The 22,515-nt window shown below is 67.6% G+C and carries 12 protein-coding genes and 1 pseudogene; 3 read left to right on the top strand and 10 right to left on the bottom strand.

Going from position 1 to position 22,515, the window contains the following annotated elements; genetic code table 11:
- Positions 1-55: 55 nt before the first annotated feature.
- Genes N8I84_RS15810 through N8I84_RS15800 form a run of 3 tightly spaced genes read right to left on the bottom strand, consistent with a single transcriptional unit; the run spans position 56 to position 4,099 of the window.
- Entirely contained in the window at positions 56-2,254 is a 2,199-nt protein-coding gene (locus N8I84_RS15810) for a hypothetical protein (protein ID WP_263230138.1), read from the bottom strand.
- Complete coding sequence (locus tag N8I84_RS15805) at positions 2,244-2,645, bottom strand: hypothetical protein (protein WP_263230137.1); 402 nt, start codon at positions 2,643-2,645, stop codon at positions 2,244-2,246. Before N8I84_RS15805 ends, N8I84_RS15810 begins: the two co-directional genes overlap by 11 nt.
- A complete protein-coding gene (locus tag N8I84_RS15800) occupies positions 2,642-4,099 on the bottom strand; it encodes a PrsW family glutamic-type intramembrane protease (RefSeq protein WP_263230136.1) in 1,458 nt (485 codons plus the stop codon). The genes N8I84_RS15805 and N8I84_RS15800 overlap by 4 nt, the downstream gene beginning before the upstream one ends.
- Positions 4,100-5,008: 909 nt before the next feature.
- On the opposite strand from N8I84_RS15800, the pseudogene N8I84_RS15795 reads away from it, so the two are divergent.
- A pseudogene (locus N8I84_RS15795) lies at positions 5,009-5,471 on the top strand (DUF6879 family protein).
- Between the two features lie 135 nt (positions 5,472-5,606).
- Here the strand turns inward: N8I84_RS15795 and N8I84_RS15790 are convergent.
- On the bottom strand, positions 5,607-5,780 hold the full coding sequence (locus N8I84_RS15790) for a DUF397 domain-containing protein (protein WP_263234777.1): 174 nt from the start codon (positions 5,778-5,780) through the stop codon (positions 5,607-5,609).
- 32 nt (positions 5,781-5,812) lie between these two features.
- Entirely contained in the window at positions 5,813-6,661 is an 849-nt protein-coding gene (locus N8I84_RS15785) for a helix-turn-helix domain-containing protein (protein WP_263230135.1), read from the bottom strand.
- A gap of 225 nt (positions 6,662-6,886) precedes the next feature.
- Between N8I84_RS15785 and N8I84_RS15780 the strand changes: the two genes are divergently transcribed.
- The gene (locus N8I84_RS15780; protein WP_263230134.1) at positions 6,887-7,528 is read left to right on the top strand and encodes an ATP-binding protein; all 642 of its coding nucleotides are present in this window, start codon (positions 6,887-6,889) and stop codon (positions 7,526-7,528) included.
- A 166-nt stretch (positions 7,529-7,694) separates the two neighbouring features.
- Here N8I84_RS15780 and drmB read toward each other — a convergent pair whose 3' ends face one another.
- The 5 genes from drmB to N8I84_RS15755 all read right to left on the bottom strand — a co-directional run bounded on the left by drmB (position 7,695) and on the right by N8I84_RS15755 (position 19,833).
- A complete protein-coding gene (gene drmB / locus N8I84_RS15775) occupies positions 7,695-9,560 on the bottom strand; it encodes a DUF1998 domain-containing protein (protein WP_263230133.1) in 1,866 nt (621 codons plus the stop codon).
- Positions 9,557-12,793 (bottom strand): helicase-related protein, encoded by a 3,237-nt coding sequence (locus tag N8I84_RS15770; RefSeq protein ID WP_263230132.1) that lies wholly within the window; start codon positions 12,791-12,793, stop codon positions 9,557-9,559. Before N8I84_RS15770 ends, drmB begins: the two co-directional genes overlap by 4 nt.
- The gene (locus tag N8I84_RS15765) at positions 12,790-14,694 is read right to left on the bottom strand and encodes a UvrD-helicase domain-containing protein (RefSeq protein WP_263230131.1); all 1,905 of its coding nucleotides are present in this window, start codon (positions 14,692-14,694) and stop codon (positions 12,790-12,792) included. Before N8I84_RS15765 ends, N8I84_RS15770 begins: the two co-directional genes overlap by 4 nt.
- Positions 14,691-19,454: a DEAD/DEAH box helicase gene (locus N8I84_RS15760; protein ID WP_390898899.1), complete on the bottom strand. Its 4,764-nt coding sequence runs from the start codon at positions 19,452-19,454 to the stop codon at positions 14,691-14,693. Before N8I84_RS15760 ends, N8I84_RS15765 begins: the two co-directional genes overlap by 4 nt.
- Positions 19,455-19,644: 190 nt before the next feature.
- Positions 19,645-19,833, bottom strand: coding sequence for a hypothetical protein (locus N8I84_RS15755; protein ID WP_263230130.1), 189 nt, complete (start codon positions 19,831-19,833; stop codon positions 19,645-19,647).
- Positions 19,834-20,364: 531 nt separating this feature from the next.
- On the opposite strand from N8I84_RS15755, the gene N8I84_RS15750 reads away from it, so the two are divergent.
- Positions 20,365-22,515 (top strand): helix-turn-helix domain-containing protein, encoded by a 2,151-nt coding sequence (locus N8I84_RS15750; protein ID WP_263230129.1) that lies wholly within the window; start codon positions 20,365-20,367, stop codon positions 22,513-22,515.

Raw genomic sequence — 22,515 nt, 5'->3', positions numbered from 1 at the left:
GCGGGGCGTGGTGCGCTTGGCGATGCCCAGCGTGAAGGTTCGCCTCCTGCTGGGCTCATGAACTGCCGTCTACCGGCCTCCCGCGGCGCATCGCCGAGCCGTCGCGGACGAACAGCAGCAGGATGCCCAGCGCCACCACGACGACGATCAGGATTCCGGTGCGGCCGCCCAGGTAGGTGCGGATCCTGCCCCAGGCGCCGGTGTGGGGTGCCGCAGCTCTGTCACCCAGCCAGACCGAACCGTCCGACGCCGTCGCGGGCTGTCCGGCCGCCTGCCGTATGGTCTGCGACAATTTCGGCACCTGCCGGTCCATCTCCGCCGAAGTCAGCTTCTTCGACGGCAGTTTGCTGAAGTCGACGCCGCCGGTCCGCATCACGTAGGTGATGGTGGTGTTGCCGACCCGGGTCGTCCGCTTGTAGGTGAAGTCCCCTTCGTTGATGGAGTGCAGGTACGCGTCGTAGACCTGCTTCGGCTGCCATGACCCGTGCAGGGAGGCGGGTCCCACGTCACCGGAATCGATCAGTTTGTCGAACGAGGTGCTGTGGCCGTCGGCGTGGCGGTCGCGGATCCACTGTGCGACGACACGGGCCAGGAACGCCCTGCGCAACGGCGCGTACTCGGGGTCCGTGTTGACTGCCTTCACGATCTTCGGGACCATCATTTCCTGTTCGAGCCGCTCATTGCGTGCCGTTTCCGCAGGGTCCGCGTTGCAGGAGATCTGTCCCAGTCCGGCGACCTCTTCCGCCTTGGCCTTGACGTTGAGCTCGGCCTTGAGGACGTAGAGCGAGTCGCCGTCCTCGCGTACCTCCACCTCCCCCGGAACGATCCACATCCGCGACGAATAACAGGACTTCCCCGACGAACCGCCGAGCCGTCTCCAGTACTCGGCGCCGAAAGAGGTCTTGGGGTCAAGCAGCCTCCCCTCGGTCTGCTTCATCCGCCAGTCCGCCTCCAGCAGCGCACGGCCTGCGTTCGTCTGGCCGAGCTTCGCGTCGATGATGCGGTCCGGCTCGTCCGGATTGAGGTTCACCCAGAACTTGCTGGGATCGAGCACGAGCCAGGTTCTCAAGTCTGCCGCGCTGTCGGTCAGCGCCGCTCTTCCGGCGTCGACGTCCTGCATGAGCCCGGGCGACGTGGCCTTCCCCGAGAACGCGTACTGCACGCCCGAGCCGGGGCTGTCCGACATGTAGCGGAGCTGGAGGCTGGAGAAGTCGACGCCTCCGTACGTCCCCGATGCGAGGGCTTGGGCGAGGCCACTGTTCTCGCTCTCACCGCAGTCAGAAGCCATCGGCAGCTCGACCATTGCCATCGAATGGGACCCATTCGCCGATGAGCAAGGGGATGCCTGACCCATGTTCTGGTCGGCCCGCGCCTCGTCTTCTTTGATCAACCGGACCATTTCCTTGTGCGCCATGTCCAGCAGTCCCCCATGGAGGATCGCCGATGCCCGGGTGGCATCCGGCGTCCCCTTCTCGTCGAAGAAGGTGATCGCGAGAGTCTTAGGGAAGCTCAGATTCACCTTCTCCATCCGGCCCTGGCACTTTCCGCATGATGTGCGAAGTCCCGCGAGTGCGGCCCCCGATTTTTCAATGATCGTCTTGACTGCCTCGTCGATCTTATCTCTCTCGGCATCGGTGCGGGCTATTCTCCCAAGGACGATCGGAAGGGTCCGCTCCAGCCACTCGATGATGTTCCTCTCAGTGTGCGCGGAGTCGCCATCGCTACCGACTTCCAGCTTCAAGAGCGGATCCGCAACCGGCCCATATTCCACAAGATATGGGTGACCCGGCGTATAGCTCATGCCGAGTCGTTTGTAGATGGCGGAATCGCCGATACCCAATTTCACGCGCAACGGGTATCGCTTCGGCTTGGAGCTGGGGAACTGTATTTCGTTTTCAAGTTCGGACAGGAAGGTGTCGAGTTGATTCCGCAGCCAGCCGGGCAGCGTACTGTCGGACGACATCCAGTCGAAGCGGAGATATGCCACAGCAACTTCCTCCGGAGGATACTTACGCATCCGGAAGGACCCCCAGGCATCGAAAAGGTCACGCCCCAGCCGATCGGCTATGAGCCGCTTGGCGATGTCTCGGAGTTGTTCAGAGTTCGGGGTCGTACCCCGTGGCACCAGGAGGATGTCGTCATTCGATGAATGGGAGGGCTGGGAGGGGGCCGCGAGTGCGCTCGGCACCGTCGGCGAGAAGAAGAGAAAGAGCGCGGTGAACAGTGCGCCGAGGCGCAGTACGTTACGGCGCATGGCCCTCACCCCACGCCAGAGGCACGACACCCGTGGCGTCCAGGTAGGCGGCCAGGGCGGAAGTCGGGCCGCTCCGGCCTGGCGTGTCCGCTCCCATCCGCCGCTCACCGCTACGGAAGGCGACCACGCCCGCTGCGGCCAGGGCGCCGAGCACCAGTACGGCGAAGGCGGCGACCCCAGCCGTGGAGGTCCCGGTCGAGCACGTCCGGTGATGGCTTATGTCGCTGAAGTCCACCGACGGCCGGTAGCCGTACCCCACGGCGCACGCGGACGCCTCCTGCGGAGCCAGCAGCATCGTGCAGGCCACGAGGACCGCGCCAACCGCCAGCCGTGCGGCGGCCCTGCGCACCAGCCGCCCGGCGCGCCCGCGGGCACGAACGACGCGGCTCACGGGGTCACCTCCCGTACGCCCTTGCCCCGCATGACGCGTGCCCTCAACTCGTCCCCCTCGGCACCAGCTTCCGGATCGTTCTGCGCCCGCCAGCTCGCGAGCTCCAACTGGGCGGACTGCAGCCGGTGCAGGGCCAGTGCCGTGGCCCTGTCGTACGCCCGCCAGGTGCCCGCCACCGCCCAGAACCGCAGCACCGGCGAGACGAGGACCGGTGCCTCCACCTGCGTGATGGGCCCGGCCGGCGCGGTCTCCGCCGCCACCGCAGCACGCAGCGCAGGGGCCCGTGACCGGATCCCAGTCACGAGGAGCGCGACGGCCAGTGCGAAGAACGGCAGTTGGGGCAGCAGCCAGAAGAACGGCGAGACCACGAGCGTGTCGAGCGCGCTACCGACCTGCACACCGTCGCCCAGCTCGCTCGCCAACCAACCCGACAGCGTCTCGGCGGCCGTCGCCCCGCCGACGGCCGCCAGCAGGCCCGCCCCGACGAGCAAACCGCGCCTGTGGACACCGGCAGCCGCACCGATCCCGGCCCCGACCAGCGCCCCGAACGTCACCTGTCCGCCGAGAAGGCCGATCGCCTCGCGGATCCAGTACTCGAAGCCGCTGGTGGGCCCAAAGAAAACGCCCAACGAGCCGTACAACTTGATGATCAGCACGTTTTCCACGAAGTTGTAGCCGAGCCCGACCGTCGCACCGAGGAGCAGGCCCGTCACAGCGTCGGTCACGCGATGCCGCAGCAGCATCAGAAGCAACGCGACCCCCGCCGCGACGATGAGAGCGTTGACCAGGCTGAGATGGACGATCAGCAGGTTGATGGTGTCGTCGAGCCCCTTGGTGAACGAGCCGAGGTCGGTTCCGCTTTTCGGGCCCAGATAACCGTAGACGGTGCCGTACGCCAGGCTGGTGTAGGCCCGGCCCAACCCGAAGACGATCAACGAGCCCCAGGCGAAGGCGAGCAGCAGCGCCGCCCACGACACCCGGGCGAACCGTACGACCGCGCGCAGCAGAAACAGGACCAGGGCCGTGGTGGGCAGGCACAGGAGCGTGGTCGGGAAGAACTCGAAGAGGACGGTCAGGGAGATCAGCCCGAACGGCAGCAGCAGGCATCCCAGGGTCACCCAGGTCAGCGTGATCGCACGCCGTCCGCCGTCGCCGGCACCATTGCGGCGCCGGGTCAGCGCCGCGTAGATCTGGACAGCCGCACCGGCCACGATTCCCGCCAGCACGCACCAGAACACCAGCCGGGGCGTCGACAGCAGCCGCCCCAGCGATCCGGAGTCGCCGGGAAGCTTGTAGAAGATCGACAGAGCCGGCTCGTGGGGCAGCAGATGCGGCCGGGTCAGATTGAGCAGCAGCTCGACAAGATAGAGCACGATGGCGACGCGAGCGATCAGCAACGCCCGCGCCCGCACCCATGGATCGTCACGCACCGACAGCAGACGCGGACCGCTCATGAGCCACCCCCGGTCAGGTTGGACAGATCCGTCGGGAGCGGCGGAAGGCTCAGACTCGGCAGATCGGTGGGCAGACTGGTGGGACCGGGCTCGGTTGGCAGGGAGGTCGGCAGTGATGTCGGCAACGCTGTCGGTAATGACGTCGGCAGGGAGGTCGGCAACGCTGTCGGTAATGACGTCGGCAGTCCCGACAGTGTCGGCATGGTCGGAGTGGGCATGTCGTTGGCGCCCGTGAGATCCACGGCCAGTGTCACCGCCAGCAGTACCACGCCTAACCCACCGGCCGCGGCAAGCAGCCGCACCTGGACGCGCGATGGACCCTTCGGATGCGCCGTCTCATGGGTACTCAACTGATCCCCCCGTTCTGCTGAGCCACCGGCTCCCCAGCAGCCGTCATCCCCTGACCCAGCCCGTGATGTCCGGTCGGTTTCCTGACTGGCGAGCCGCATCGCGGCGGCATGGCCACGCCATTATTTTGCGTTTACAGCGGTACGGCGCTCACTTCAAATCACTACCAGCCGTGCGTCAATCCCTGGGGCCGTGGAGATCTCGTATGGAGGCGGTTCCGCTTTGGGAAAGCTCCTGATCAAGCGCGGTTGGAGTTCATGCTCCACCAAGCGCTCGCCCTTGACTTCACGCGTGGGACGGGTGGTGAGCCTGCACGATCAACGTTCCGACAGTCTTGCGGTCGGCAGGCGCGGGCCGCAGATGGGCCCGGACGTCTGTGAAGCCGTGCCGTCTCCGCAGGCGCTCCCACGTCGCGGGCTCGTAGTCTCAGCGCTTCAGGACGAGCGGGTCCTCGTCTGCGCCGCGCGGGAGGTACGAGGCTGGCAGCCGCGGCGCGCTCCGAGCGTCCCCGCGTGGCCTGAACTGCTCGGCGCCGCGAGCCGGTCAGCCGTCCACCTGGAGATGCGTGACTCATACGCCGTCGACTACGAGAAGGGCCCCTTCGCCCAGTGGCGCGCGGGCTTCCGTCACGACCCGGCCGACCGCGCATCGTGGTGGCGACCGTGGCTTGACCTGATCCAGAAGACGGTGAGCCGTGGGGTCGTCGTACGCCGGGCCCGGGTCGTCTCCGAGCCGGTCAGCGAGTAATACACCCGCTTCCTGTACGACGGCACGTTCACGAACGTCGCCGCAGGTGAACAGGTGCGCTGGCTGCCGCGTCGGCGCGCCTCGGACATCGCCCTGCCGGGCAACGACTTCTGGCTGATCGACGGCCAGTTGATCCGATGGAACCACTTCACCGGCGAGGGCGCCTCCGCGGGCGGCGAGATCAGCGAGGACCCCGCCGCGGGCGAAACTGTGCGCCGACGCCTTCGAGGCGGTGTGGGCACAAGCGATCCCGCACGAGAACTACAAGATCAGCTAGGCGAAAGTGACCAGGCCGGCTCATGCCCATCTCCCCGTCCTCCTCGGCGCAGGCCGCCCGCGAAGCACACATCCCCCAGCGTCGATCCGCCTCATTGTGTGCATCCGCCGTAGATGACTGAAAGCCATGCTCGTTCTACCTCTCCCCACTGCATACGGCGCGTATGAAGCTGCTCCACGCCTGGGCCCGCACAGCGACCACAGGTCCGCCTCTACGCTTGGAGTCCCGAACGAGCGCGCCTCTCTCGGTCATTGCACACTCGACGCATTCACCTCCTGCACCGTTGCTGTACGACGACGTGAACCACATCGAGCGGTCGCGACCCTGTGCCTCTACCGTGCTCAATTCGCGTATTCCTTCAGTACGGACTTGATCAGCTGACTGGAGCGTTGAGGACTCAGAGCCGCGGCTCGCAGGCCGTCGAAGGCTCTTGTGTACTCACGAACATGGTGCTCGCCCTCGAGGTAGATGGCATCGGTGATGCCGTCCCGGTAGATGATGTCCGGGTCTTCCGGATCGGGGAAGCCGAGCATGGTGAACGAGCCCGTGGCCGGATAGGTACCGGAGTCGAACGGAAGCACCTGCAAGGTGACGCTGGGCAACTCTGCCGACTCCAGCACACGCTCGAGCTGCTCCCGCATCAGTGCCCGATCTCCGATGACGTTCCGCACGGCAGCCTCGTTCACGATGAACCAGGCGTCAGGAGCTGAAGGCTGAGTGAGCATGATCTGGCGTTCCATGCGCACTCGAACCGCGCGTTCGATGTCGTGAGGAGACATGTGCGCGCCGGTTTTGTGCAGCTCGGATGCGTACGCAGCCGTCTGCATGAGACCGGGCAGCAGCTCGCACTGGTACTGCCGAAGCGTCGACGCGTCCTGCTCCAGGCCGATGTAGATGTTGAACCACTCGGGAACGCCGGCGCCGTGCACCTGCCACCAGCCACGTGTCTTGGCTTGCCGCGCCAACGACTTCAGGAACTCACGCAGCTCGTCGCCGGTTCCATAGAACCGGCACAGGGCGTCGATGTCCGAGGGCTGGACTCTGCCGCTCCCCGTTTCCATCCGGTTCACCTTGGAGCCGCTCCAGTCCAGGGCCTCGCCGACCTGGGCACAGGTGAGTGCGCTCGTCTCACGCAGCTTCTTGAGCTCAATCGAGAGACGGCGGCGGCGCGCCGTCGGTGAACCGGCCATCACAGCCCTCTCAACGATCGGTCGAATAGCGGGCGTTCAGTCTTACGCCAAGGGATGTGCTTGCCAATCACTCGGAAGTGGGATTCCCTCCGTGCACATTGCACGACGGGATGTGCGCACGCCATCCTGTCAATGGCGCCACTGACAGTGAGTGCCCATTACGTTCCGCTCACCCGGCGGAGTCGGCAAGCGATGAGAGGGGTCTTCGTGGTCCATGAAGCGTGTATGTCACGAAAGCCGTGGGACGTGGCCTTCGCCGCCGAGCCTGAAGAAGTGGGTGCCTTACGGCGCATCCTGCGTCTGCGACTAGGGCTCTGGGGGCTGCACGACGTCGTGGACTCCGCTCAGCTCTGCGTCAGCGAACTCGTGGCCAATGTGATCAACCACGTGGGCCGCGGTACGCCGAGCACTCTGGCCGTCTCGATGAGTGGCACTCACCTGCGCATCGAGGTGCGTGATCCGGATACTCGGGCCCTGCCGACGCTGCTCGACGCCGGGGCGGAGGCGGAGAGCGGCCGAGGGGTGGCGCTGGTCGACGCGGTTGCTGACCGGTGGGGAGTCCAGTTGCTTGCCGACCAGAAAGTGACTTGGTGCGAACTGGCTACCGGCCTGACAACACCAAGCGGCCATCGGGAGGACCCGCGCGTCACAAGAGCCGAAGCGTTGCTCGGTCTTTACGGCGAGGCCAAGGCACCGCCCGCCGCGCGCGGCAGCAGGTTGAACGCTGTCGCAGCGGAGGAGGCGGCGATTGAGGTCATCGCCGACATCCTCTACTGGTTCCGAGCCCATGGACGAGACGCTGACGACGCCCTCGATCGAGCCCAGATGCACTTCGAGGCCGAGTCTGGACTAGCGACAAGCGGATGAAGCGCACGGTCGTGTTCTGTACGCGCACCGCGTCGATCACTACAACGCAGGGCGCTGGTCCAGCCAGCGGACGCGAGCAGGCTGACCGCCACCTGGGCCAAGGCGGTGACGGTCAAGGAACTGCACAGCAACCAAGTGCGGCTGCCACTCCGACGGCTTCTGGATGTCAGTGACCCAGTATGTTTGCGAAAAAGCCCAGGCGCGCATCGTCCGGAGTGCCGACCAGGAGCGCGCGATCGAGCAGGATGTTGTTGTGCTCGCAGCTCGTCTCCGGGAGCATCACGCAGGCGTGGCAGGCCGCGAGGTTGGTCCCGATGGTGCCGGAGGCCTCGGACTCGACACACAGCGGGTCAGAGGAACACCACTCGGCGCGGCGGACCGCCGAGCGGATCACCTGGGCGAGGCGTTCGGGCTCGCCCTGCGCGACGAGCCCACCCAGGCTGCCCGCCGAGTCGCTGGTCGCCGTGTACACGAGCATGCCCGCCATCTCGTCGGTGGCGTAAAGCCGCTCACGCAGGGAGGCGGCGGGATAACCGGCTTCCAGGCTCCACTCGTTGATAAGGACGTGGGCCAAAGTGTGCAAAAGCACCATCCGTGGTGTCGCTGGGGACGGCACGGCACGGGCCGGGTCGTCGGCGCGCTGCTCCAGCACTCGCTGGTGGGCCGTTCGCATGCGCTCGGCTCTGGCCGCCACCGCGGGCGCCTTCTCCCAGATGGCCAGTCGCTCCTCGTCGAGACGCAGGAAGACGCCCTCGCCGCGGACCTCCATGGCCGGCAGCCAGCGCAGGGGCTCCTCGGAGAGGGCCATCTCCTTCGCATCGGTCGTCGACTCGGCGTCGACGAGTCGGGTGAACGCCTTCAGGGCACGCACCTCACGAAGCTTCTTGACCAGCATCGGGCCGGTGACACCTAGTGGATCGAGCAAACTCTGCTCACCGAGCGGCGACTCGCAGACGAATTCCTCCTCACGGGAGTGCTCGCTCTCGTCGTTGCCGGCGCGCAGGCGCTCGTACTCCTTGTTGCGCAGCGCGCGGTAACGATGGTCGAAGGACGGGGCTGCGTCGCCTTCGGCTTCCTCCTCGCGTTCGGCATCGAGCAGGGTCATCACTTCGTCCAGCGAGAGGGGCCACGGCTCGTCGAAGACGGCGTCGAGATAGGCCTCGACACGCGTGCGATCGTGGTACTTCCTGAGCTTCTCCCAATGGCCGGCGAGCGGGTCCGCGCGGCCGTTGCTCCACGGCGGGATGGAGAGTGCCGACTTCAGCACCGGCTGCCACACCGAGGAGGAACCGCGCTGCAGCGTGCGCAGCGGACGTCCGCATCCCTCGGCCGGGACGGAAGCACCGAGCCAGGGGCGGGTGCCCCGGCACGTGAGCCCGAGATCCTTCAACGCTTTCTTGCGGAAGGAACCTTCCATCGACACCTCGGGCGCCTTCCCACAGGTGCACGAGATGAGGATCGATCGGAGCGAGGAGGTGCGCCCGGAGGTGCGCATCCTGAGCTTGCCTCCGCATTTCCCGAAGGTCCTCGCACCTGGGTCGGCCGAACGGTGCACCCACTGCCAGTAGGGGAACTCGTCGAGGTGTCCGGCCTCGCAGGCGACGACGAAGCGTGAGGGGACGAGGTCCACCTCGCACGTGCCGCAGACGCTTCGACCGGCTGGTGGGGAGAAGTCCCGATGCTTCTGCAGCTCGTTGCATTCGGGGCAGGAATGCATCAAGGGGAAGCGGCGGACCCGTACACCGTCCGTGCTGCCGTCATCGGACGCCGGCGGCAGCCGGAAGCAGACGACATCGAGCAGCCGCTCGAGGCGTCGCTCGTGGATGCGTGGTGCCTCGCGGTCGCTCCAGCTCCGGTCGGCCTGGTCCAGGCCCGAGACGATGAAGGACTCGTGATCGACGGCGATGAGCGAGCCGACGCCGTACGTGGTGATCGCCTGGGCGCGACGGACCGCGCCGCGTCTCGGCAGGTTGAGGGTGGGCGTGGAGCCGTTCGCTCCGGTCCGGCGACGGCGGGCGGGCGGCGGGGTCATCGGGTTCCCTCCATGAACAGGGCGGACTCGGCGTCGACGTCGCGGAGGCTCCACAGCGTGGACCACGCCTTGACGCCCGGGTCGTCGTCGTACGGCTTCAGGAGCGCGGGCGCACGGCTGCCCTTCGGCGGTTCGAAGAGCAGCCTGTTGTGAATGTCGGCCATATCGAGCCACGACTCGACGAACTCCTCGAAGCCGTCGTCGACGGCGCGGAGCTCCGTCTCGTCCACCGCGCGGACGCGCTCTAGCAGCAGCTCCTTGATACGCCCTCGAAGGACGCCTTCATAGGCTTCGACCCTGCCGGCGCCCTCGTTCGGGCGGGCCTCCGGGATCAGGATGCGGGCGAGGGCGACGATCACCGCGTGGAGGCCCCGTTCACGGGCGCGGGCGGAGAACGGGGTCACGGACGTGGACTCGACCTCGCGGTAGAGAGCCGAGTGATAGTGCTGGAAGTTCTCGTAGTGAGACCGGTCTCGCGCCCGGGCGGAGTTGAGCATGACCGCGACCAGACCGGGATGAGCGCGTCCGACGCGGCTCGTCGCCTGGATGTACTCGGCGGTCGTCTGCGGTTGGCCCATCACGGCCATCAGACCGAGCCGGTCAACGTCAACGCCCACCGCGATCATGTTGGTGGCGAGCAGGACGTCCACGGTGTCCTCGTCGGGGAGCCGCCTCTCGATGCCCTTGAGCCGCGTGGGGATCTCGCTGGCGTCGATCCGGCTGGTCAGCTCTGAGTAGTTGGCGACCTGGCGCACCGCGACGGCCTCGCGCTCGGCGAGCAGCTCCAGATAGGCCACGACGTCGTCGTGGACCTGCAGTTCGGCTGCGGACAACAGCCGCAGACTGTTGAAGTAGCCGACGAGACTCCAGTACGCGTCCCGCACCTTGTCGTCGGTGTCCGCATGCATGGCCCGGTGCAGCAGCGTGGCGTACGTGCGGATCAACAGCGTCGACTGGCTGGTGCCTGGGGCCAGAAGACCGACGTAACGGCGGCTGGCCTTCTCCTCGCGCGGGGTCTCCACGGCGAACCACGAGTCGCGTGCGTCCAGACCGGCGGGCGGGAATTGCCGTACCTCACGGGCGAAGAGGTGGCGGCCCTGGTCGGCCGCGCGACGGATGGTCGCCGTCGAGGCGATCACCTTGGGGCGGTCGGCCAGCGCGTCCACGGCGGTCTCGTAGAGCCCGGTCAGGGTGCCCAGCGGGCCGGAGATCAGGTGGAGTTCGTCCTGAACGATCAGTTCCGGGGGCGGGGTGGTGTCGTTCGGGTCGTCGAGGTTGAAGAGCGAGGAGGTCGCCGGGCGCCACGGCATCGAGGCGAACTTGTCGACGGTGGCGATCACCAGCGTCGGGCGCGCGCCGTACACCGCCTCGTCGATCAGGTGGACGGGTAGTCCGTCGGCGAAGTCGCAGTCCCTGCCGGGGCAGCGGATATCCATCCGCTGGGCGACCTCGTCGACCTCGTAGTTCCGCGCGTCGAGGCGGGTCCCACACCAGGGGCATGCATGCAACTGGACGGGGTTCTCGGTGGCGAGTCGCTTGTCGAGGTCGGCGCGCAGGTCGTCGAGCCTCGCGGCGGCCTCGGCCAGAGTGTTGGGCGTGGCCGAGCGGCCCACCCACATGCCGACGGAAAACTCCTCGTCGCCCAACTCGGGCGTGCCACGCCGCAGGTGCTCCATGGCACAGAGCAGGATCGCCGCACGCTCGAACTGCTGCAGGGTCAGCAGTCGGAGCGTGTAGCGCATGAGGACGGTGACGCCGCCGCCGTTCGGCCCCCTGCGGATACGGCGAAGGAATGACGTCAGGGCGATCAGCCCGAGGTAGGCCTCCGTCTTGCCACCACCGGTGGGGAACCACAGGAGGTCGGAGATCTTCCGGTCCTCGTGCTTCGGGTCGTCGATGCCGGCCAGGCAGAGCAGCAGGAAGGCGATCTGGAAGGGCCGCCAGCGGCCGGCGGCCGGATCGGGGATGCCGACGCCTCCGCCCTTGACCCAGGCGCTGCGCGCACGCTGGTCGGCCATGGCGTGGTTGGCGAGCCGGAACGCCCTCATAAGCTCGGGCTTTTCCCGCAGCAGCCCGATGCCCTCACGGATCCGACCGAGCGCCTCGCCGCAGGCCTTCACCTGGTCCCGCGCCGGCTTCTCGTAAGGGCCACCGACCAGGGCGTCCGCCTCGGCCGACTTCCGGTCGATCCAGTCCTCGTAGCCCCTGGCCAGTGCCTCTAGCGCTGCCAGCACCTCGGTGTCGGGCTGCTCGGCCAGCCCCAGCATCGACAGGGACGAGCTGTCGATCTCCGGGTTGGAGTCGGTCAGCAGCACCTCCACGCTGGGCACGAAATCACTGCGCACCTCGGGGACGGCAGCCTCGACCGTTTCGGTCACCCCTATGGGCGAGGGCACCCAGTCCCACGAGGCGGCGCAGCCGTGTCCGACGGCGAAGGTCGGGGCATGGCGGTGCAGCAGCCGACTGGTGGCGATCTCCTGGTCGTGTGCGGCGGCCGGGGCGGGGCGCTCGACGATCGCGCTGGATCCGTCGGCGGCCCGGACCTTCAGCCCGCACTGGAACAGGGCGAAGGCGTCCTGAAGGTCCCACTCGCCCACCTTCTGCTTGTTGACCAGCGTCACCGTGACCGTGACCGTCCGGGTGGTCGGATCGGGACGGCGGACGACGACACGCAGCTGAGCCCTGTCGTCGAGGTCCATGCGCATGTTGCCGACAGGGGTGGTGACGTCGACCGGGACGTCGGGGAGGTCGAGTTCCCTGCGGTGCCACCGTTCCCGCTGTTCGGCGGTGGTCCGGGCGTCGGCGCGGCGCGCCGGGATCGGATTCCCCTCGGCGTCGGTCGGCTCGTAGACCGCGGCACGTGTGGAAACCACGATCGTGCTTGTCTCCGGGGCGACCGCGAACGTCAGCCCCATGGAGGAGGGCCGCTTGTCCCCCGAAACTCCCAGGTCCTCAGTACCACCGGCCTCCTCCGCGTTCCCGCGGGTGGGCAGCGGAGCTGCGTCCAAGCCGTCCTGTTCGGCTGCGTTCTCGCCCTTCCGCTCCTTCGAGGCACGCGGGTACAGCACGCCGGTCAGATAACGGTCGATCGGCGCGTCGTGGGCAAGCACCTCGGCCCGGTCCTCCGGCGCAGCGTCCTCGGCGGGTCCGAAGAGTTCACGGCGAAGACCCACGAGGAGTTCCTCGTCCCGCACTCGGTAGTGCTCGGAGTGCCGACTTGCCCCGTACGTCATGCGCTCTGCTCCTCGTCGTCGTCAACCCGTCGAAACATGCCTATGCCGGTGATCCGGGGAACGACCCACACCCCTCGGTCACCGAGGCCGGCGTTGACTCCGGAAGCGATGCTGCCCGTGACGGTCTCCAGCGTGTCAATCCGCAGACCGTGGATCTCGTCGGGCCACCACGGGTCCCACGTCCGGTTGACCTTCTGCACCTGGAACAGTTCCTCCCGGAACCGGTCCGACACCTCGCCGATCTCCTGCCCGTCGTGGAACAGGGCGTACGGCGGACTCTGGTACTCACCCATCGGCAAATCGTGACGCTTGCGCAGCACCACCGCGTGTCCGGGACGGACCCGTTCAAGGAGATACGCCTGGGTCGCCGCGGCGTCCGCCTCGTGGCCGGGCGGGTCGTCCAGGGAGACGTCACCGGCCTCGGCGACGATTCCGTATCTGTCGTAGGACCGCCACCCACCGATGTAGCGCCGGCCGTTCTTGCGCCCGCCCGCTCTCCGGAACAGCGGCAGTTCGGGGGAGGGCATGTGGTAGAGGTCCTGCCGGGCGCGCGTCATGGCCACGTACAGTGCCCGGGCCTCGGCGGGAAGGTCCAGCTCGTCCTTGTACTGCTTGTGCAGGTCGGCGATGGTCGGTGGTGTCAGCACGATCACCCGGTCGAACTCCAGGCCCTTGGCCCGGTGCACGGTGGAGACGACGATCCGCGCGGTCTCCGGGTCGGCCGCTTCGTCGGGGAACCGGCCGTCGCCGACCAAGCGGCGCAGCCGGTCAAGATCGAGCGCGGTGCGCCCGGGCGAGCGTGTGGCGCGCCGCAGCACGGTCCACAGGGCCGTCCCGTTCGGTTCGTGGGGCAGCGGTATTTCCGCGAGCAGGGAACGGAACCGGTCCTCGGTCAGCCCGGTGGCCTCGGTACGGCGCAGCAGCTCCGCCACCCAGTAGGGAACCGGCCGCTCCTCCAGAGGACGACGCAGTCGGTGCTCGACGCCGTTCTGGTGGAGCAGTCGCGAGACCACCAGTGCCTGCCGGTTGTCGCGGGCGAGGATCGCACAGGTGTCATCGATGTCCCGCAGACCCTGCAGCGTGTACTCGTCGGTGAGGTCGCCGTGCGCGTTCACCGGATCGAGGAGCAGGTCGCGCAGCTCCTCGTAGAGCGTGGCCGCCTCGTCCGCGTCCCGGACCCGCTGGAGCCGAGGGCCGTACGCCAGCGCGAGCCGCGCCTCCGGAGTGGTGGCCCGGAAGTTCTCCGTGAGACGCAGCTCCACGAGGTCGTCGGGGAACGAACATCGCAGCCACTCGAAGAACCGGCCGGTCTCGGCGTCGCGTTCTTCCCGATCCTCGATCTGAAAGCCGTAAACGGACTGGGCAGCGTCGCCCACCACGGTGAAGCCACAGCTGTCCTGGTAGCGGTCGAGTAGCGCCTCCACCAGTTCCCGCCGGTCCCCCAACAGGTCCTGCACCTCGTCGATCATCACATGGGCGGGCGGCAGGGAATCACCGGCCTCCAGTGCACCCTTCTCGATCGCCTCGGCAGCGGCGCGGATCCGCTCGTCGAAGGAGACACCACCCCACTCCCGATCCGGATGCGCCTGTAGGAGAACCCCGTACGCCCACGCGTCGAAGGTCTGGGCGCGCACCCGGCGGGCCCGCTCCCCGTGCCGCGCGATGCGTTCACGCAACTCACGGGCGGCAGCCCGGGAGAAGGTGAGCACCAGGATCTCCGACGCCTCCAGCGCCTCGTCCGGGTCCTCGTGACCGCACAGTGCGTCGAGCCGGCGCACCAGGGTGTGCGTCTTGCCCGCCCCGGCGCCCGCGGTCACCAGGACGCGCGCGTCCCAGGGCTGCTCGACCACGGACCGCTGCTCGGCCGTGAGCGGAGGGCTGTCGAGGTAGACGTCGGTCACGTGCGGCTCCAAAGGTGCTCGAACTGGGTGAACGCGAGCTGCGTGTCGAAGTTGGCGATGTTGTCACTGACGTTGAGGATCAGGCAGGTATCCTTGCCGCCGTTCTTGGGACCGCGCAGACCACGACCGATCATCTGCTGGTAGACGTTCCTGCTGAAGACCGGCCGCGCGACGACCACCACACGGGTCGACGGGGCGTCGAACCCCTGGGTGAGAACACCGTAATTGGTGAGCACGCGAATGCGGCCGTTTCGGAAATTCTCGATACGAGTGCGACGGTCCTGCGCACTGGTCGTCGAGTCCACGGCGGCGGACGGGACACCCCGGTCATTGAGCATGGCCGCCAGATACTTGGCGTGATCCACGGACGTCGCGAAGAGCAACGTCGGCCAATCCTCCGGCAGTTCCGCCACCCAGTCGACGATGCGCCGGCTGCGCGCGTGGTCGTCGGCGAGCCGCTGCTCGGCGGCGCGGGACAGCATCGCCATGCGCTCGGCGTGCGTCTTCTCGTCCTGGCTCAGTTCGATCCGGCCGCCTTCCAGAGTGCGGTGCTCGACCTCGGCGAGCATGCCCCACTTCTGCAGATCACGGTACGGGTCGCCGGACGGGAAGACCCCCTCGTCGAGTCGCCTGTTGCCGAAGCGGTTGATCAGCCGGCGAGTCTCGTCCTCGTTGTTGTTGCGGAAGGGGGTCGCGGTCAGACCGAGCAGATGCCGGCGGGTTTCGTACTGGGTGAGCCCCAGCAGGCCCAAGACCTCGGTGTACCGCTTGGAGATGGCGGTGTGTGCCTCGTCGACGATCACCAGGGCGGTCTCGCGCAGCCACACGTACTGGTCGGTGCCCAGGCACCGCTCTAGTTTGGCGTCCGTGGCGACCACCAGGTGCGGGTGGTCCACGACGTTTCCGACCTCGTTGCTGCTCCACAGGCGGCTGATGGTGAGCGGACGCTCCGCACCCACCTTGTTCCAGACGAACTTCCAGCTCTGTACAGCCTGTTCGCACAGTTCCTCGGTCTGTGCGATCCACAGCAGCGGACCCTTGAGGTCGCCGACCCGCTTGACCCAGCGGATGACGGCCTCGGCGGTGACCCGCGTCTTGCCCGCGCCGGTGGGCAGCGACAGCATGCCGCGCTGCGGGGCCAGCCGGTCGAGCATGGTGGAGATGTTGCGGACCAGGTCCTCCTGGTAGCCGTGCAGGCTCGGGAAGTCCCGCGGGCCCTCCACGGTCTCGAACGGGGGCGGCGACGGAGTCCGCGAACCGGCGAACGTGATCGGCAGCTTCAGGTCCGAGACGAATGAGATGGCCGCCGACGAACCCCCGTACGCCACGGGAGCGTTGGGAAAGCGGGCTTGGATGTCCCTGGCATGCTGCTGGAGCACGCCGTCGCCGTGCGCGTTGAACGCCATCTGCGCGATCCGGCGTGGAGACGGTTCCATGCCGCCGGTCGCCTGCAGTTCCGCCTCCATCAGCCCTTCGGGAAGACCCGCCCTGAGCGCGTCCGCGCCGATCAGCAGTTCGATCTTGGTCACGACGTCCTCGGCCTCGCGCACGGCCTTCTGCGCCGTCCTCAGCTCGCTGTCGCGTGCCATGCGCTCCTGGTGCTCCAGCACCGCGCGGCACCCCGCGTCGCCGAGCTCCAGGCCGAGTTCCCGGTCGATCAGTCGCAGCATCGGCTCAGGTTCGAGCGGCACGCGGACCTTGACGGTGCTGTCTTGACGCACGGCGTCCAGGGGAGAGGCGTGGGTGCCGTTGGGGGTGCGGGTGACCTCCTCCAACTCGGTGCACCGCTGCACCGTGCTGTTCCGGTTGCCGCTGTTCAGACGCTGCCGCAGGGCGGGGAACAGCTCGACCAGCGGCACGGGATCTCCCTCGGGTACTTCACGGGTCTCCCGGGTGATCACCTCGGCGTAGCGGAGCATGCCCCACTTCTCTGCCATCAGCTCGGCGTCCTGGGCGGTCGGCACGAGCAGGGCCGGCAGTTGCTCGGCGCGCAGCGCGCGGTACTCGACGTCACCGACGGCGAGCGTGATCTCGCCGTCGGGGCGGGTGCCCCAGGTTTCGCCGATCCGGCAACGGGTCAAAGAGTCCTCGGGGAAGTCCGCCCCGAACCGGGTCAGCATCACGTAGGTGGTGCCGACGAACACGTCGTCCTCACTGCGGGACACCTCCTCGAGGAGCGTGTCCCAGCGGTCGGTGGGCACTTCTTCGACGGTGCTGGGGAGTCGCAGCCTGCGGGCCTTCTCGGCGGAGATGTCCGCGACGGGCAGGACGTCGCGGTACGCGATGAGCTGGGGGCCAACGGCTTCCGTGAGCGGTTTGATCCCCTTCGAGGTGGCGACCGTGCCGTACTTGCGCAGCATCCATCGGATCGGGGACGTCACCGCCTGCCGGGTGTTGGTCTGGGCGCCGAACTGCCGTGTCCAGTTGGTGACCACGGCGTCGTCGGGCAGAGCCTTCAGGAAACGGGCACGGGACTCCGGCGAGAGGGCGCGGAAGAGGTGGAGCGGGCCACCGATGGCGGCGCCCTCGACCTTCATCCGGTTCAGCGAGGGCCGTGGGGCGCTGTTGTCCAGAGTGCGCAGGTACGAGGTGTGGACGGCCGTGCGGTACTCCTCGAACCATTCCTCGCCCACCTGCGGCTGGACCCCTCCGGCCGGCCGGTCCCGCAGGCCGATCTGGGAGAAGAAGGGGGTGTCGTCGGAGTGGAAGTCCATGTCGACGGCCACTTCGGGGTCGCGCTCGGCGTCGACCACGACGCCGGGCAGCATGCAGTCCTCGATCGGCCGGAACCGCTTGTCGGCGGTCTGGACACGGAGCGTCGAGCGGGGCGTGGGCACCCGCTCCAGGACCTTGTGGGCCAGCCGTCGGACCCCGGCCCGGCGGAAGAGTTCCCAGAACCGCAGCCAGTCCGAGTCGGAGTAGTGGTCGAAGCCGCGGTCAAGGACGCTGGTGAAGCGGCCTTCGGCGTCGGCCTCCCGGATGCCGAGGACGTTCAGGGCGTGCGCCAGCGACGGATCCTGGGCCAACTCGGCGACCACGTACACCGTCGACTCACGCAGTCCGTCCTGTTCGGTTCGGCGGAACACCTTGCCGTGCACCGGGGCCACGAGACCGTGCTCCTCGGTGAGCACGATGCGGGCCTTGCGCGCCTCCTCGGCGAACGGGGAACCCTGCTCGATCATGTCCGCGAGGATGCGGACGGCCACCGCCGACCCTTCCGGGGTACCGCCCTCGACCAGAGCCTCCAGCCATTCACGGACTTCGACCCGCTCGTGCCCGGCCGCGGCGAGGATGTGCTCGACCTTTCCGGAGCGCAGGACGTCGGCCTCCACGCTCGGGTGCAGCCAGTTCGATGGGCGCCCGGGGCACTCGTGCCACATCCGCAGCCAACGGGAGAGCTTCCTCGGGTCCCTGTCGAGCCGTGGGTGGACGCGAAGCGCCGTAGGGACGCGCAGGATGCCGTCCTGGTCGGGCAGTGACGGGCAGCGCCCGGCGCGCGCCCAGATCTCACGGGTCAGGAACTCGTCGGCCCAGCTGATGGCTTCCTTGATGCGGCCGGGGAGCAGCGGCAGGTAGGCGGCCGGGTCCTCGGCGGGGGCCAGGGAGGGGAGGGAGTCGACGACCAACTGCGCTGACCTTCGGATCATTTCTTGGTTGAAGGGCGAGGAGTCGAGCAGGTTCTGCCGGTCCTCGTTCGTCTTCCAGGCGCCGTTGAGGATGCCGCTCAACGACATCTCGTACTTGGTCGGGAAGAAGGACCAGAACTTGCCGCGGCCGCGCGAGCGAGGGCTGACGTGCAGGCCGCTCTCCGGGTCCTTCGCCAGGGCGGGAACGCCCCACGACAGGTCGAGCGTGATGCGGTCGTGCAGCTCACCGGCGTCGTTCCGGGCCAGGGGACCGGGCTCGTGCGTGACGGTGAAGACGCGCCACTGCTCGGTGGATGCGGCCTTGTCGGTGCGTTCCTCCACCACGGTGTGCAGGTCGCCGGACCGGTGGGCGGTCAGGATCCGGCGGACCGCGGGCCGGGGTCGGCGGTCCTCCAGCACGACCTTCGCCACGTGCGGCGAGAAGAGCTGGAAGCCGACGGGGAACTCCTCGCGTGGTTCGCCGTGGTCCTTGCCCCGCGTACCGTGCATGTCCCGGCCCAGCCGCTCGTCGGCCTTCGGGAGCAGGGGCAGTCGGACCACGGTGGTCGCCCAGGCGAGCAGTTCGTCCAGCACAGGGTCGGCGGCGCGTTCCGCCTGCATGTCGAGCGGGCGTGCCATCCGCAGGACGGGGGCGTCGAACTCCGGGCCGTAGCGCGCCGTCACACCGGGCACGGATTTGATCTTCTCGTATGACCAGGCACGGTTGAATCCAAAGCTGCCACTGCTGCTGAAGAATTCCGGGGTGTCCGTCACCACGAGAACGGACTTCACGCCGACTCCGAAACGCCCGATCTGGCCGCCGCGCTTCTTCGACATGCTCATTCGAAGAATGGTCTCCGCGCCCTCCGGGGTCACCGGATTACCCTCGTTCGCGCAGTACAAAAGGCCGTCGGTAAGGACGACGTGAATTCGACCTCCGGAGTCGTCCGCGATTTCATCGGCCGCGTTCTGGACGAGTTCGAAAAGCTGTCGGTCGCCGTATCCGCCCTGCGTGATGCGGCGTTCTCCGTTGGCGTGCTCGGCCACGAGGCCGGGGTCCACGGCATAAGTCTGGAGGACGCGGGTGGACTGCTCGAGAACGGTTTCGATGACTGCGGAGGACGAGGACGGCACTGTTCTGCGCTCCCGAGTTTGGAGGTGGAAGAAAGGTGGGCGACGGACGGGCCGGCAGCAGCTTGCGCGAAGCCGGCCCGTGGCGGACGGGAGTGTCCGGGATCGGTCGAAAGCGTCCTCGGTACGGTCGAAGACGCGGATGTGCAGGGGGTTTCAGGGGCGGCGACCTCCGCCGTCGGATCGCGGGACCCTAGTCCGGCAGCAGCTGGACCACCTTGGCCAAGTCCGGAAACTCCTTGACGAAGTCGTCCTCGGACACGTCGTGCCGGTGAAGAACCTCGGCCGCCTCGGCCTTGCTCGCCGCCCGACAGATGTCCAACCACAAGGCGCTGCGCTCACGCTGCGAGAGCAGCAAGAAACCGCAATCGCTGTCTTCCAATTCTGAGCCCCCCTGTCACGTTGTCCTCCGCTTTTCGCACAGGGGTGCAATGGGCCACGCCCCCGTGAGACGTAATTGTTCAAGCCGTGGGATTGTTCTTCCCCTCGATCACGCTACTGGGGGGAGACCTCGGGCTGCCAACCTTTTCGAAAAGATGCTTCTCGCGCAGTCGATGAGCGGGCGAGGATACGGCTATCCCCTCTTGCGCCAGGGTGATTTTGGACGCACTAGTTCCCCGGCCGCCCGACGGTCCGAATGTGGATTGTGCGAGCGGGATGGATTCTCCATCGATAATCACATTAGTGGTGCCGGGGCAACTGCGCAACCCTGAAGTCGCGTACCAGGAAGGGGAGTTGCTTATTCCGCTTCTTCGACAGGGGAAGAGGGAGCTTCACCAAAGGGGCAATACGGGCAAATCGGGAAACCGATGCCGATGTTCCTGTCGAAGAGAGGCCTGTTAACTATTGGTTGACAAGATCGATGATGTCAAATTAGCGTCATCGGGACGACCCGAGGAAGAGCAGGTGGCGCGTGGAGACAGGTGAGGAGTTCGGGCCGTGGCTGGCCCGGCAGCTCAAGCTCGCGGGGAAGACGCAGGCCGAACTGGCCGAGGAGCTCGGCCTGACCCGAGCCGCCGTCTCCGCATGGATCACGGGGAGGTCGACCCCACGCCCTACGGTGATGGCGGACATCGCCAAGGCGCTCGGCACGGACCTCGGCACGGTACACACGCGTACCACCGACACCCAGGCCGGTCTCCCAGTGACGTGGTACCACCGTCCCGGCTACCCCGATGGTGGCCGGGAACTCGGCAATGCCGCAGCCTTCGCCTTCGACGCGGACGTACAGGTACTCGCGCGCGAGACCTGTCAGAACAGCCTCGACGAGCGGTTGACGGAGAACGGCCGTCCGGTCCGAGTGCGGTACACACTGCATGAGTTGACCGGCGAACACCTTGACGCCTTCCGTGACGCGATCCTCTGGAACGATCTCTTCCCGCACTACTCGGCCGTCTCGGAACTCGCCGGCAACCAGAAAGTCGGGCGGGTCGTGGACGCCGGTGTGCGTGACATGTACGAGAAGGGCCGTCTGGTCCTACTGCGTGTCGATGACTACAACGCCTCCGGCCTCACCGGCGACGACTACGCGGACGGTAAGTTCGCCGCCGTGGTCAGGCGTCAGCTGGAGAGCCTCAAGTCCGGGCGCTCGGCGGGCGGTTCGTACGGACTGGGCAAGGCGACATTGTGGGCTACCAGCGCGCTCGGGCTGGTGCTCATCAACTCGACGCTCTCCGTTCCCCATGAGGGGCGCACCGAGCGACGCATGATCGGCCGTCTCGAACTGCCGTGGCGGGAAGTCGACGGTCGCCCGTACGCGGGCCCTGCCTGGTTCGGACGCCCCGATCCCGACTCGCCGGGCGCCGAGGTCGCCCGCTCGTGGTGGGCGGACGAGGAGACCGTGGAGCGCCTGCACCTGAGCCGCGACAGCGACGAGCCCGGTACGTCCTTCCTCATCGTCGGTGCGCATGATGTGGCCAGCCTGGAGGCGAGCACATCCGACCTCGACGACGACAGCGTCGAGGAGGAGGGGGACGAGGACACCCGCGACATCCGGAGGATGCACAAGCGGCTCGCCCAGGCGTTGGGCCGTGACTTCTGGGCTGCCATGACCGGTGGTGGCGGCCGACTCCCCCTCCTGGAGGTGTCGGTCCGCGCTCTGCGCAACGACGGAGAGGTGGTGGTGGAGGAGACCAAGGTGGATCCCTCGGTCGAACAACCCTCCAGGACCCGCGCCCTGCGGGCCTTCTACGAGGGCACCACGGTGGACAGGCTCACCGAGGCCGGGCAGGTCGCGGTTCGGAACGTTCCCCTGAAGCTGCCGCTGTCGGGAGGTGCTGTCGGCGGCACGCTCGGGATCCACCAGACGGTGCTGCTGGTCACCGAGGCGGCCGGCGACAACGACAGGCCGATCAATCAGGTGCATTCGCTGCGCGGCAACCGCATGACCGTCAGGAAGGCTACGGTTCCGCGACTGCCGCTCGGGACCAACCCGTTCCAGGCGGTTCTCCTGGCAGGAGAGGCTGCCGGGGAAGCGGCACCCTTCGCCAAGGAGGCCGAGGAATTCCTACGTGCGGCCGAACCCCCCGAGCACGACCGTTGGGGCCAGACGGAGGAGTTGACGCTGCGCTGGTCGCCTTCCGCGTACCGGCGGATCGAGGGGCTGACCAAAGAGGTCAACAACGCCGTCAGGGAACTCGTCGCTCGCCCGAAGCGCAGCAGTCGCGAAGGTGGAGAGGCGCTGCGCAAGGCGCTGACCGTGAAGAACCGGCCCAAGGCCAGGGTGCCCACCGGCCCCGTGATCCCGGTGCTGAACGGGCTCGATGCGACGATCGGCGATGCGGGCGACTGGAGGATCACCGCCGAGGTCAGCATCCCGCGTGGTGACGAGATCGTCCCCATGGTGCCCGTCGCTCTGTTGGACGTGCGCTCCGGCGGCCGCCCGAAGCTGGACTGGGCGGAGCTTGAGGCCGTCGAGGGCTGCGAGGTGGAGGACGGCACCCTCCGCTTCACCCCCGGAGTCCGCCGCGCGACGTTCCGCGGCGCCACGGACGTCACCAGCCACCCGGTCAGGACCGCGCTGACCCGCCTGGTGCTCGAACTGCGTGCCGGCAAGGGGGAGTGA

Source organism: Streptomyces cynarae, assembly GCF_025642135.1.
Classification (GTDB): domain Bacteria; phylum Actinomycetota; class Actinomycetes; order Streptomycetales; family Streptomycetaceae; genus Streptomyces; species Streptomyces cynarae.
The sequence above is the reverse complement of the archived record's forward strand: the minus strand, read 5'-3'. Positions and strand labels throughout refer to the sequence as shown.

Excerpts from the sequence above, each read along its gene's own strand:
- N8I84_RS15810 (WP_263230138.1), bottom strand. The coding sequence starts at position 2,254 with ATGCGCCGTAACGTACTGCGCCTCGGCGCACTGTTCACCGCGCTCTTT.
- N8I84_RS15800 (WP_263230136.1), bottom strand. The coding sequence starts at position 4,099 with ATGAGCGGTCCGCGTCTGCTGTCGGTGCGTGACGATCCATGGGTGCGG.
- N8I84_RS15790 (WP_263234777.1), bottom strand. The coding sequence starts at position 5,780 with ATGTGGTTCACGTCGTCGTACAGCAACGGTGCAGGAGGTGAATGCGTC.
- N8I84_RS15785 (WP_263230135.1), bottom strand. The coding sequence starts at position 6,661 with ATGGCCGGTTCACCGACGGCGCGCCGCCGCCGTCTCTCGATTGAGCTC.
- N8I84_RS15780 (WP_263230134.1), top strand. The coding sequence starts at position 6,887 with ATGTCACGAAAGCCGTGGGACGTGGCCTTCGCCGCCGAGCCTGAAGAA.
- drmB (WP_263230133.1), bottom strand. The coding sequence starts at position 9,560 with ATGACCCCGCCGCCCGCCCGCCGTCGCCGGACCGGAGCGAACGGCTCC.
- N8I84_RS15770 (WP_263230132.1), bottom strand. The coding sequence starts at position 12,793 with ATGACGTACGGGGCAAGTCGGCACTCCGAGCACTACCGAGTGCGGGAC.